This window comes from Pelagibius sp., from assembly GCF_965227505.1.
Taxonomy (GTDB): Bacteria; Pseudomonadota; Alphaproteobacteria; order Kiloniellales; family Kiloniellaceae; genus Pelagibius.
This window is the reverse complement of record NZ_OZ245757.1, coordinates 4,556,448-4,569,153: the sequence shown is the minus strand read 5'-3', so window position 1 is coordinate 4,569,153 and position 12,706 is coordinate 4,556,448. Positions and strand designations below refer to the sequence as shown.

Below are 12,706 nucleotides of genomic sequence, written 5' to 3'. Positions count from 1 at the left end.
CGCTAGGGCTGTTGGGGTCATGGCAGGGGAAGACAGCAACACGCGGCCGGCGCCCCGGCTGCTGGGTCTCAGCGAGCGGCAACTGGCCTTTGTCCTGCTGTTCATCGCCCCGGCGCTCTTCGCATCGAACATGCTGACGGCGCGCGCAACCCACGACCTCTTTCCGCCTGTCGCCCTCGCCTTCTGGCGCTGGACCTGCACCCTGGCGCTGCTGATGCCCTTTACCGCCGCAACGCTCTGGCAGCACCGCGCAGCCGTGCTGCATGAGTGGCGCGACCTGCTGGTCCTCGGCGCGCTTGGCATGGGCGTCTGCGGGGCTTTTGTCTACATCGCCGCCGACACGACGACGGCCACCAACATCGGCCTCATCTACGCCGCATCCCCGATCCTCATCGTCTTGATCGCACGCATGGTCTACGGCGAAACGGTGTCGCCGCTGCAGGCCGTCGGCATCGCACTCTCGCTGACCGGCGTTCTTGCGATCATCTGCCGTGGCGATCTAGGCGTTCTGGCCAACCTTCAGTTCGCCGACGGCGATCTCTGGACCCTGGCGGCGATGATTGCCTGGGCGGTGTACTCGGTCATGCTGCGCCACCGGCCCTCGATCCTGCCGCTGATGGCGCGCTTCGCGGCAATCAGCGGCGGCGGCATTCTCATTCTCCTGCCTTTCACCGTCGCTGAAGGGCTGAGCGGCGACCTGCCGCCCCTCACGACCACCAGCTTCCTGATCGTCGCTTTCCTGGCGGTCTTCGCCTCCTTCGGCGCCTACCAGGTCTATGCCCTGGTGCAACGCAGCCTCGGCGCCGGCCCCACCAGCCTGCTGATGTATCTGATCCCCCTCTACAACGGGGTGCTGGCCTTTCTGATCCTGGGGGAGACCTTGCAGCTCTACCATCTGCTGGGGGCGGCCCTGGTTCTGCCCGGGATCTATCTGGCGACACGCAAGGCGGGCGCCTAACCGGCCACCTCCGACATGAAGACCTCGGACTTTCCGCGAGGACCGGGCGGCATCTCGTCCAAAGAGGTAAAGGTTACGCGAAAGGGATGGCCCAGGTTGCGGAGGACGAGCGCGCGCAGCTGCTCTTCCTGCTCCGGCACCAGCGGTGCGGAGACGGTCATGAGACACTCGATTTCATCGATGCTGCGCTGGACGAACCGGAGCCGCTGCACGGCATTGGCGATGGCCTGGTAAGCGCGATGATCGCCGAAATCGGGAAACACCGCAGCGCCGCCTGGCAACCGCAGACGGTTGCGCCGCCGGCCCAGGATCCGGGTCAACACCGGCAGACCGCGCCCGCAGGCGCAGGGGGCACCGACTTCCGCATAGTCGCCGAGGTCGTAGCGAACCAGCGGCGTTGCGAAGTTGTGGAGCGGTGTAACCACCACGCGGCCGACTTCTCCCGGACCGCAGGCCCTGCCCTCTTCGTCCACCACCTCGACGAAAACGTTCTCGCACTGGATATGATGGACGTCGTGGAGCGGGCACTGGATGGCGAGGTATCCGGCTTCCTCGCTGTTGTAGGAGTCCTTCAGCGGGACGCCCCAGGCCTCGCGCACCAACCTGCGCGTCTGATCGTTTACCGGTTCGCCGACGCTCATGACCTGCTTCAGCTGCGGCAGGCGGATACCGCGCGCGATGCAATGCCCGGCCAGCGCCATCAGGTTTGACGGCAGGGAGATCAGATAGTCCGGCGCTTCCTTTGTGAGCCAGGCGGCCTGATCCGGCAGTTCGCTGATGACATTCAGGAGCGCCGCCGGCCCGGTCGGGTAGACCGCCCCGGAAGCCGGACCCCAGCTGTCGCCGTGGGCACCCTCCGGCGGCATGGCCACGCCCTGTCGCGTCCAGCGAATGGCGGCAAGCCTGCCGCCGAGATCGCGGCCGTGCCAGAGGTGTTCGCGGATGACGCAGGCACGCCACAAGACTTTGGTGACCTCCGTGCCGGAGAGGCGCAGGGCGGGGCCGGTGGAGCCGGCGGTTTCGATCTGATGCATCTTGCCGTGCGACCTGGGCAGCGTGGTGGTGGTGATCGCCTCGCCCGCGGCCTGCAGGTCGGCGCGTCTGAGGATCGGCAGCCGCTCCAAGGTGCTCCGCGTGACCTCGGCCTCGGGATCGACACCGGCCTCGGCAAAGCGGCGCCCATAGAAGGGGACCGTGCGGGCCGCATGGGAGAACAAGAGGCGGAGCTGCCTTGCCTGATGGGCGAAGAGCTCCTCCGCCGTCAGCCACTGGGTTTGGTCGAATTGATAGAGGACGGACAGCAGCAGGGAAGCCATGCGCCCGGGAATGGCCGGGCTGACGATCCCCGGCGTCGAGGATCTTGGAACGCCGACCCTCTCCTGCGCCATGCCCTGGGCTCCCTTCGGTCCCTTTACAGCGTCACCCGCAGCCGCTGACACCCCGGGCGAAGCGCGGAGACGGAGCGACAGCCGCCGTTCAGCCGAGGATGATGCACCTCATCCTTCGGCATTGACGCCGCCGCCGATGCGCGAGGCCAGGGAAGCTTCCAGAAAGGCATCGATATCGCCATCGAGCACGGCCTGGGCGTTGCCGGTTTCCACCGCCGTGCGCAGATCCTTCACCATCTGGTATGGCTGCAGCACGTAAGAGCGGATCTGGTGGCCCCAGCCGATGTCGGTCTTGGAGTCCGCCTCGGCCTGGGCTTCGGCCTCGCGCCGCTGCAGTTCGTGTTCGTAGAGCCGCGCCTTCAGCATGGCCATCGCCTGCGCCCGGTTCTTGTGCTGCGAGCGGTCGTTCTGGCACTGCACCACAATGCCCGTGGGAACATGGGTCATGCGGACCGCAGAATCGGTCTTGTTGACGTGCTGCCCCCCGGCGCCGGAGGCGCGGTAGGTGTCGACGCGGATGTCCTTGTCCAGCACCTCGATCTCGATCGAATCGTCGATGACGGGATAGACCCAGACCGAGGCAAAGGAGGTGTGACGCCGGGCCTGCGAGTCGAAGGGCGAAATCCGCACCAGCCGGTGGACCCCGGATTCGGTCTTAAGCCAGCCATAGGCGTTGGGACCCTTGACCTGGATCGAGCTGGACTTGATTCCCGCCTCTTCCCCGGGGCTTTCCTCCAGCCAGTCGATCTTGTAGCCGCGGGCCTCCGCCCAGCGCACGTACATGCGCAGCAGCATCTGCGCCCAGTCCTGGGCTTCCGTGCCACCGGCGCCGGCATTGACCTCCAGATAGCAGTCGTTGCCGTCGGCCTCGCCGGAAAGCAGGCTGGCCAGCTGCATCTTGGCGGCCCGGGCCTGCAAGGCCTCCAGCAGTGACTGGGCCTCGTCCACGCTCGCGTCGTCGCCTTCGGCCTCGCCCAGTTCGGCCAGCGTCAGGCCGTCTTCGAGATCGCTCTCGACGGCATGATAGTCCTTCAGCGATTGCTCCAGGTGCGTGCGCTCGCGCATCACCTTTTGCGCGCGCTCGGGGTCGTTCCAGAGATCGGGGTTTTCCGCCTCGGCGTTCAGTTCGTCGAGACGCAGGGTCGCTGATTCGACGTCAAAGATGCCTCCTCAGCAGGGCCAAGGACTGACGAACCTCCTCGGCCACCGCTTCAATTTCGGCGCGCATAAACTCTCCTTGCCAGATTCTTCACCGGTCCGGACTCTTTGCCGGGCCAGACTCCTGAACGGGACGGACTTCGGACCAGACCCTGCGGACAGAAAGCGACCACCAGCCGGAAGCCGCACTTCAGGCTGAGTCTTATCCGCTTCTCGGCGGCTAGTACAGCCCGCCTGTGCCGCTGGCCGCGGTGCTGCCGGTGCTGGGGTTGTAACCGCCGTCGAGCACGACCTGTCGGCCGGAGGGCTCGGTGCCGGGCTGGAAGGCCTCGAGGAAGACGCGGCGGTCGCCCGGACGGGCAAGCTGGCCGGTTTCCGCGTTCATCCGCACGAGGCGGATGCCGGGGGGAATGCGGAACGGAATCGCCGGCTGATCGGCCAGCGCCTCGGCCATGAAGGCCTTGAACAGCGGCGCAGCGACGTTGGAGCCGGTGTCCTTTGCGCCCAGGGTGCGCGGCTCGTCGAAGCCGACAAACACCCCGACCGCCAGATCCGGGCTGAAACCGACGAACCAGGTGTCGACGTTGTCGTTGGAGGTGCCGGTCTTGCCCGCCAGCGGGATGCCCAGTTCGGCGATGCGCCGGCCGGTGCCGCGCTGGACCGCGCCCTGCAGCATGCCCACCACCTGATAGGCACTGGCAGGGTCAGCGACCTGTTCGCGTTCGTCGGGCAGCCGCGGGACGGCCTGATCCGCCCAGCCCTCCGTCATGCAGCTCGGGCAGTCGCGCAGGTCGTGACGGAAGATCGTGCGTCCGTGCCGGTCCTGGACGCGGTCGATCAGGGTCGGCGAGATGCGCTTGCCGCCGTTGACCAGCATGGCGTAGGCGGTGGTGACCCTCATCAGCGAGGTCTCGCCCGCGCCCAGAGACATGGAGAGCATGGGCTCCATGTTGTCCATGATCCCGAAGCGGCGGGCGTACTCGACGATCTTGTCCATGCCGACGGTCTGCGCAAGGCGCACCGTCATCAGGTTGCGCGACTTCTCGATCCCCACCCGCATGGGCGTGGGACCGTAGAATTTCCGCGTATAGTTGGCCGGCTTCCATTTGCCGAGGCCGGCGCCCTGGTCGAGCACGAAGGGTGCATCGAGGATCAGCGTCGCCGGCGTGAAGCCGCTGTCGAGGCCGGCGAGATAGACGAAGGGCTTGAAGGCCGAGCCCGGCTGGCGGCGGGCCTGAACGACCCGGTTGAACTCGCTGCGCGCATAGGAGAAGCCGCCGGCCATGGCCAGGACCCTGCCCGTATGGGGGTCGAGGGCCACGATGGCCCCGTCGACGTCCGGGACCTGCCGCAGACCAAAGGTCTCCGCCTCATAGGCTTCGTCCTCGGCGTTTTCGGTGACCGGCTCGACCAGCACCACGTCGCCCGCTTTCAGAACGTCGGACGGTTTCTTCGGCGCCACCCCGAAGCGCTGGTTCTCTTTCCAGGGGCGGGCCCACTTCAACTCGGCCATGGGGATCGTGCCGGCGGACCCATCGGCCAGGCTGACCGCCGCGCCCTCGGCATCGGTTGCGGTCACCAGGGCGAGAGACCAGTCGTCTTCGACACCGACGGGCCGCTTCATGTCGGCAAGCAGGGCCTGCGCATCCGGGTTCTCGCCCGCTTCAAGGGTCCGCAAAGGCCCCCGCCAGCCGTGGCGGCGGTCGTAGCTCATCAGCCCCTCGCGCAGCGCGCGGTCGGCAATCGCCTGCAGCCGCGGGTCCAGGGTCGTGCGGACCGAGAGCCCGCCCTTGTAAAGGCTGTCATCCCCATAAAGCCGCGCCAGTTCCCGCCGCACTTCCTCGGCGAAGTAGTCCGCATCGACCACCTGCGTGGCATCGCGCTTGCGCACCAGCAAGGGCGCGGCGCGGGCCGCCTCGGCTTCGGCCGCGTCGACGTGGCCGTCCTCGAGCATGCGCCCGATAACCCAGTTGCGGCGCGCGACCGCGGCATCGTAGCGGCGGACCGGGTGGTAGTTGTTGGGCGCTTTCGGCAGGGCCGCCAGATAAGCCGCCTCGGCAATGGTCAGTTCGTCCAGCGACTTGTTGAAGTAGTTGAGCGCTGCGGCCGCCACGCCGTAGGAGCCTGAACCGAGGTAAATCTCATTCAGATAGAGTTCCAGGATGGTGTCCTTGGTAAAGGCCTGCTCGATGCGGAACGCCAGGATCGCTTCCTTGATCTTGCGCTCGTAGGACACCTCGTTGGTCAGAAGGAAGTTCTTGGCCACCTGCTGGGTGATCGTCGAGGCGCCGACCGGGCGGCGGCTGGTGCCGTAGTTGGCGATGTTGGTGACAATGGCGCGCACCACCGAGAGGAAATCGACGCCCGGATGGCTGTAGAAGTTCTTATCCTCAGCCGACAGGAATGAATTCCGAACACGCAGAGGGATGGCCGTGACCGGCACGTAAACCCTTTTTTCCGTCGCGTACTCGGCCAGAAGACGCCCGTCGCCGGCATGCACCCGGGTCACGGTCGGCGGCTCGTAGTCGGCGAGCTGGGCGTACTCCGGCAGGCCGCGGCCGTAGTGGTAGAAGGCGTAGAGAACGCCGCCGGCGCCCACGAGGACACAGATGATCGCCAGACTTAAGAGTGTTGCCAGTATTCTCACTGTATTAACCGTGTTTGCGTCTTAACCGTCTTGGCGCCCGGGCTTTGCGCTTGACCCGGCCGCGCCCTCAAACACGCCCGATGCCGGCGCTCTTTGGCATAGGCCCGGTCGCATACGGCCCGGCGATGCTAGCCGGGCAAGCGTTTATAGACCTTCAACGTCCGGCGGCCGGGATCGCTCCGCACCGCCCAACCCCCTTCAAAACCATTCGCCAGGCCGCAGCCTAGGCGGGAAATGTGGCGAGGCTATGATCTGTTGGCGGCGCTCTGCCGCTGAAAATAGCCGTCAACCGCCCTGATAATCGATCGAACGATCTTATCGCGGTGGGCCCGGCTGCGCAAAAGCCGCTCTTCCTGACGGTTCGACATATAGCCGATTTCGAAGAGAACCGAAGGGATCGTCGGCGACTTCAGCACCGCAAAGCCCGCGAAACGGTGGGTGTTGCGCAGCAGCTTGGCTTCCTTGCCGACCTCCCCGACCAGATCGTTGGCGAAGCGCTTCGACAGGTTCATGGTCTCCCGCTGGGCCAGGTCGATGAGGATGCCGCGGACATCGCCGCTCTGTTCGCTCAGATCCACGCCGGCCAGCACATCCGCAGCGTTTTCCGCCGCCGCGATGGCCGCCGCCTCCTTGTCCGAAGCGGTTTCCGAGAGGGTGTAGACCGAGGCTCCCCGGATCTTGCGGGAACGGTGGATGTTGGCGTGCAGAGAGATGAAGAGGTCGCCGTTGGCCTTCTGCGCCAGCGCGATACGCTCGCGCAGCTTGAGGAACACGTCGCGGTCGCGGGTCATCACCGGGCGGTAGCGTCCCGTCGCCGCCAAGGCGGCGTTCAGCGCCCGCCCGTAGTCGAGCGCGATGTTCTTTTCGTAGGCGCCGGAGACGCCGATCGCCCCCGGGTCGACGCCGCCGTGGCCGGGATCGATCACCACGATCGGGCGCGGATCGTCCCGCTCGGCCCCGCGCGGCTTCAGTTCGGGGCGCGGCAGCGGGGTGGTCAGACCCGCCTGGAGCGGCTGTCGGGAGGCGGCGACCGTGGGCCCGCTGGCCGCCGCGGCAACGCCTGTGGAGGCCCGGCCGGCCGCTGCGAAGTATGCCGCCCGGCTGACCTGCTTGATGTCGACCACCAGCCTGTAGGGCTTGCCGCTGGAAGGCGGTATCACGAAGACCTTCTGCAGGTGCGCGGGCTGGCTGACGTCGAGCACCACGCGGCTGGTGCCGGCGGCAAAGAGGCCGAACCGCAAGCCGGTGATCAGGCCCCGCGCCGTGGGTTGGCGGCCCTCCGGCACGGTCCAGCGGACCTCCGGCAGGTCGACCACCACGCGGAAGGGATCGGGCAGCGTGAAGACCCGATACGGCAGATCCTGGGTGAGTTCGAGGACGAAGCGGGTACGCTCCGGCGTTTCGCCGATCCGTGCGGCGACCACCTCCGGCTGGGCTGCAGCCGGGGTCAGGCCGGCGCTCAGCCCCGCGACAAGCCACAGGCACAGAAAAACCAGCAGACGGGGCCGAATCGTCAAAACCCTTTCAACATCTAGCGGTTCATGATGTTGGAGCCCCCAGATATATCTGAAGCGCCCATCATCCACCAGCGCAAAGCACCCAGCCACCGGCGCTTGGTCCCGGCAGCCCTGGCGTTATCGCAACTCGCGGACTTGCCGACAAGGTGGAAAATAAACCACTATCAATCAACCAAAACGAGCACCAAGATGCGGCAGCAGGGTTGCTGAACCATACGGTCAAATCGGCGCTGGTGTGCCCTGCCACGGCCTGATATTATTACGATAGTGGTTCTTTTTTGCTCTCCTTGTCTTTCTTAAGAAAGCAGAAGGGCGGCGGGCACCGAGGTGTGGCCGCGCCGGCAGGGGAGAATCACAAACGAGAGCTGCGCGCTCGCCACCGTCCCTTGATCGGCCTTCGGGATCGCCCTCTGCGGCAACGCCCCTGAGTCGGCAGCGTACGAAAGCGGGCGCGAAGTTTCCCCGGTTTCACGGCCTGGCCTCATCTGAACAAAGACGACGCCGGCGCCATCGAGGCGGTGACCGCAGCCCTGCCAAGGCACGGCTTGCGCCAATCACCACTCGAAAAACGAAAGAACGCTCGTTCGTATGATGGTCCCGACTGCAGACATGTCGACCAAACGAGTTCCTGAGACTATCGCGCCGCGGCTGGGAAACAGGTATGGCTTCCCGAGACGATCCGCGCTGCGCGTTGCGGAGTTGTTCCTTAATGGCAAAACGTATTCTTATCGATTCCAGCCACCCGGAAGAGACCCGGGTGGTTGTTCTCTCTGGCAACCGTGTTGAAGACTTCGATTTCGAAACATCGTCAAGAAAGCAGCTTAAAGGCAATATCTATCTCGCAAAGATTACCCGAGTAGAACCTTCCCTTCAGGCAGCCTTCGTCGACTATGGCGGCAACCGCCACGGTTTCCTGCCCTTCAGCGAAATCCACCCGGATTATTACCGTATTCCGATCGCCGACCGCGAGGCGCTGCTCGCCGAAGAGGCCGCCCTGCGCAGCGATCCGGCCGACGAAGCCCCCGATGACGTTGAGGTCGATGTCGAGGTCGGGACCGAAGCCGAGACCGCCGCTGAAGACGACGCGGTCGAGGAGGACGCCGGCGAAACAGCCGAGGCTGCCGAAGCGCTGGAAGACGGCGCGGCGGCGTCCGAAGACGGCCCGACCCTGGGCGAGGACCGGGACGCAGAAGCAGCCGATGAAGACGGCGTGGCCGGCAGCCTGCCGCTGGCCGCGGAGACAGCAGAGGACGCGGTGCTTCGCAGTGCGGAGGTCACCGCCGACGCGCCCGACGATGGCGCAGCAGAAGACCTGCAAGCCGGCGAAGGCGACGACGATGGCGAGGCTGCGGCGGATGGCGACGCAGAGGATAGCGACGCAGAGGCCGGGCCGGCCGCCGAAGCCGCACCGATGGAAATCGAGGCCGAGCAGAGTGTCGACACCGTCGGCGGCGACGAGGCCGAAGAGGCGGCTCTGCGGCGCGCCAAACTGCTGCGACGCTACAAGATCCAGGAGGTCATCAAGCGCCGCCAGGTCATCCTGGTCCAGGTGACCAAGGAAGAGCGCGGCAACAAGGGCGCCGCCCTCACCACCTACCTGTCCCTGCCCGGCCGCTACTGCGTCTTGATGCCCAACACCAACAAGGGTGGCGGTATCAGCCGCAAGATCAGCAACACCAGCGACCGGCGACGACTGAAGCAGATCCTGAGCGACCTGGAGATCCCCGAGGGCATCGCAGTGATCGTGCGGACCGCCGGCAGCCAGCGTACAAAGGTGGAAATCCGCCGCGACTACGAATACCTGCTGAGGCTCTGGGACAGCATCCGCGAGAACACACTGCAGTCCACCGCGCCGGCTCTGATCTACGAGGAAGCCAACCTGATCAAGCGCACCATTCGCGATCTCTACAGCCGCGATATGGAAGAGGTACTGGTTGACGGAGACGAGGGCTACAAGGCGGCCAAGGACTTCATGAAGTCTTTGACGCCCAGCCACGCCAAGAAGGTGCAGCAGTACAAGGACCGCGAAGTCCCGCTGTTCCAGCGCCACCGCGTGGAAAGCCAGCTCGACGCGATGCACTCCAACACGGTCCAGCTGCGCTCCGGCGGATATCTGGTCTTGAACCAGACCGAGGCGCTGGTCGCGATCGACGTCAACTCCGGCCGGGCCACACGTGAGCGCCACATCGAAGAAACGGCGCTGAAGACCAATCTGGAGGCCGCCGAGGAGATCGGTCGCCAGCTGCGTCTGCGCGATCTTGCCGGCCTTATCGTCATCGATTTCATCGACATGGAGGAGTCGCGGCGCAACCGCGAGGTCGAGCGGCGCCTGAAGGAGTCCCTGCGCAGCGACCGGGCGCGTATCCAGCTCGGGCGCATATCGCCCTTCGGGCTGCTTGAGATGTCGCGTCAGCGTCTGCGGCCCAGCCTCTTCGAGAGCTCGACCGAGATCTGTCCGCATTGCGGCGGCGACGGGCGCGTGCGGACGGTCGAATCCCTCGCGCTGCAGGTCCTGCGCCGTCTCGAGGAAGAGGGCCTGCGGGAGAACGACGCCACCATCGTGGTCACCCTTCCCTCCAAGGTGGCGCTCTACATCTTCAATCATAAGCGCAGCCATCTGATGGCCATCGAGCAGCGCCACGACTTCCGCATCACCCTGGAGACCGACGATCATCTGGCCAACGACGCCTTCGTGATCGAACGCGACGGGGTGGTCGCAGAGCGCCGGCGCAGCCTGCCTGAGGACGCCCGCAGCGCCGACGGTGAGGACGGCGATCGCAAGCGCGGACGGCGTCGCAGCCGCCGTCGCCGCAAGGACGAGGACCAGGTGAGCGCCGCGCCGGAGAGAGAGGCCGAGGACGCGCCCGAAGCCGAAGCCATCGCCGACGAGGATGCCGCCGAGGACCGCGAAGCGGCCGAGCAGGACGGCGAGCGTCAGCGCAAGCGCAAGCGGCGTGGCAAGCGCGGCGGCCGACGCCGGTCACGCCAGCGGAGCGAAGACCAGGCAGGCCAGACCGTCGAAGCCGCGGAGGCCGATGGCAGTGAATCCGAGAGCGGTGAAGCCGAGACGGCAAAGGCCGGGGAAGCGGAAGCCCGCGGAGAAACGGAGGCCCCAGAAAGCACCGCGGTCGGGGCGGCGACGGAGGAACAGTCGGAAGCAGCGGAAGCGCCGGCTGGACCGGAAGCCGACCCGGAGACCGACGCCGTGGCTGCGGCGGCCGCCGCCGGCGCGGAGGCTGCAAGCAGCGGTGACGCCGCTGAAGCGGCGGAAGAGAAGCCGAAACGCCGCCGCGCCACGCGCCAGCGCCGCAGCACGAAGAAGAGCACCGCCGAGAGCGGTGATGCCGCCACCGGGGAAGCCACCGGGGAAGCCGCCGAGGAGGCTGCTGAGGCGAAAGCGGATGTAGAGGCAAAGCCGAAGCGCGCACCACGCCGCCGCGGCAGCACCCGCACGCGCACCCAGACGCGCAGCCGTGGCCGGAAGTCCTCGAAGGCGGACGACGACGCCAAGGGCACCGAGGACGCAGCCGCCCGGGGTGCACCCGAAGAGACGGCCGGGGCCGATGAGGTCTCCGCTGCCGAATCAGCAGGCGCCACCAATGGCCGATCGGCAGAGGCCGCACCGCCGCCCGGCGAACCCGCGAAGGCTGCCAGCGCTCAGCAGATCCTGGCCGACGATCCGAAGGTCGTGATCGAGCGGGCAAACCCGGCCGCGTCGGACGATGGAGCGGACAGCCCGGCCGAACCGCCGCGGAGCGATGAAGCCCAGGCCGATGCGCCCAAGCGTCGCGGCTGGTGGAATCGATTCATCTGAGGTCGATGCCTGAAAAGCTTGAAGGGCCCGCCGCCAAAGGCGGGCCCTTTTTCATTCAGCCGCCGCAGCCCGGCAGCCAGTCTTGCAGCCGGCGGGCCGCTTCGCGCATATCGGCCTCCAGTCCGGCAAAGGAAAAACGCACGAAGTGATGCCCGCGGTCGGGGTCGAAATCGACACCCGGCGTCGCCGCGATGCCGGTCTCGGCCAGCATGCGCCGGCACAGGGCCTCGCTGTCGTTGGTGACGGCAGCGACATCTGCATAGATGTAGAAGGCGCCGTCGGCCGGCGCCAGACGGTCCAGCCCCGCCTTCGGCAGCTCCTCCAGAAGCAGCGCCCTGTTGCGGGCATAGGCGGCGACATAGCGGTCCAGTTGCTCGCCGCAGTCGAAGGCGGCCTCGCCGGCGATCTGCGAGAGACAGGGCGGCGAGATGAAAAGGTTCTGGGCCAGGCACTCGACCGGGCGCAGCAGATCTTCCGGCAGCACCATCCAGCCGAGCCGCCAGCCGGTCATCGAGAAGTACTTTGAAAAGCTGTTGATGACGACCGCATCCTCGCTCAGCGAGAGTGCCGTAACGCCGGGCTGGTCAAAGCAGATGCCATGATAGATCTCGTCCGAGATCAGCCGGATGCCGGCAGCGGCGCAGTAGTCGACCAAGGCGCGCAGTTCGTGCGGCCCGACCATCGTGCCGGCCGGATTGGAGGGCGAAGCCACGATCAGCCCGTCCGGCGGCGCAGGCAGGCGGTCAAGCAGTTCGGGTGTCGGTTGGAAGCGGTGCTCGGCCTCCGCCGGCAGCAGAAGCGGCTCCACGCCAAGGGCGGAGAGAATGTTGCGGTAGGCTGGATAGCCGGGGGCCGCCAAGGCGACCCGGTCGCCCGCATTGAACGCGGCCAGGAAAGACAGCAGGAAGCCCGCTGAAGAACCGGTGGTCACCATCACCCTGCGTGGATCGACCTCGCAGCCGTACCACTCTGCATAGTGGCGGGCGATGCGGGCGCGCAGGCCCGGCAGCCCCATGGCATCGGTGTAGCCGATGAGGTGATCGTCCAGTGCGGAGCGGGCAGCGGCCAGAACCCCATCGGGTGCCGGCGTGCCGGGCTGGCCGACCTCCAGGTGCAGAACGTCCCCGCCGGCGGCCTCGCGCTCGTTGGCGGCGCGCATCACGTCCATGACGATGAACGGCGGAACCGCGCCGCGGGCGGCAACCTTCAGAGCCATGGCGCTCG

The 12,706-nt window shown here is 66.6% G+C and carries 7 protein-coding genes; 2 read left to right on the top strand and 5 right to left on the bottom strand.

Annotated elements, in window-relative coordinates; genetic code table 11:
- Positions 1–19: 19 nt before the first annotated feature.
- Positions 20–958, top strand: coding sequence for a DMT family transporter (locus tag ACO06P_RS21485; RefSeq protein WP_420347276.1), 939 nt, complete (start codon positions 20–22; stop codon positions 956–958).
- On the opposite strand, the gene ACO06P_RS21480 is transcribed toward ACO06P_RS21485, so the two are convergent.
- From ACO06P_RS21480 to ACO06P_RS21465, 4 genes are all read right to left on the bottom strand, one after another.
- Complete coding sequence (locus ACO06P_RS21480) at positions 955–2,346, bottom strand: phenylacetate--CoA ligase family protein (protein ID WP_420347275.1); 1,392 nt, start codon at positions 2,344–2,346, stop codon at positions 955–957. The two genes, ACO06P_RS21485 and ACO06P_RS21480, sit on opposite strands and share 4 nt — an antisense overlap.
- 108 nt (positions 2,347–2,454) lie before the next feature.
- A protein-coding gene (gene prfB, locus ACO06P_RS21475) for a peptide chain release factor 2 (protein ID WP_420347274.1) occupies positions 2,455–3,574 on the bottom strand; the annotation gives its coding sequence in 2 pieces (ribosomal slippage) (positions 2,455–3,504 and positions 3,506–3,574; 1,119 coding nt in all).
- 150 nt (positions 3,575–3,724) lie between these two features.
- Complete coding sequence (locus ACO06P_RS21470) at positions 3,725–6,151, bottom strand: penicillin-binding protein 1A (RefSeq protein ID WP_420347273.1); 2,427 nt, start codon at positions 6,149–6,151, stop codon at positions 3,725–3,727.
- Positions 6,152–6,396: 245 nt separating this feature from the next.
- Positions 6,397–7,668 (bottom strand): N-acetylmuramoyl-L-alanine amidase, encoded by a 1,272-nt coding sequence (locus tag ACO06P_RS21465; protein ID WP_420347272.1) that lies wholly within the window; start codon positions 7,666–7,668, stop codon positions 6,397–6,399.
- A 709-nt stretch (positions 7,669–8,377) separates the two neighbouring features.
- Between ACO06P_RS21465 and ACO06P_RS21460 the strand changes: the two genes are divergently transcribed.
- Positions 8,378–11,482, top strand: a complete 3,105-nt coding sequence (locus ACO06P_RS21460; protein ID WP_420347271.1) for an Rne/Rng family ribonuclease — start codon at positions 8,378–8,380, stop codon at positions 11,480–11,482.
- Positions 11,483–11,537: 55 nt separating this feature from the next.
- On the opposite strand, the gene ACO06P_RS21455 is transcribed toward ACO06P_RS21460, so the two are convergent.
- Positions 11,538–12,698 (bottom strand): pyridoxal phosphate-dependent aminotransferase, encoded by a 1,161-nt coding sequence (locus ACO06P_RS21455; protein ID WP_420347270.1) that lies wholly within the window; start codon positions 12,696–12,698, stop codon positions 11,538–11,540.
- Positions 12,699–12,706 lie beyond the last annotated feature (8 nt).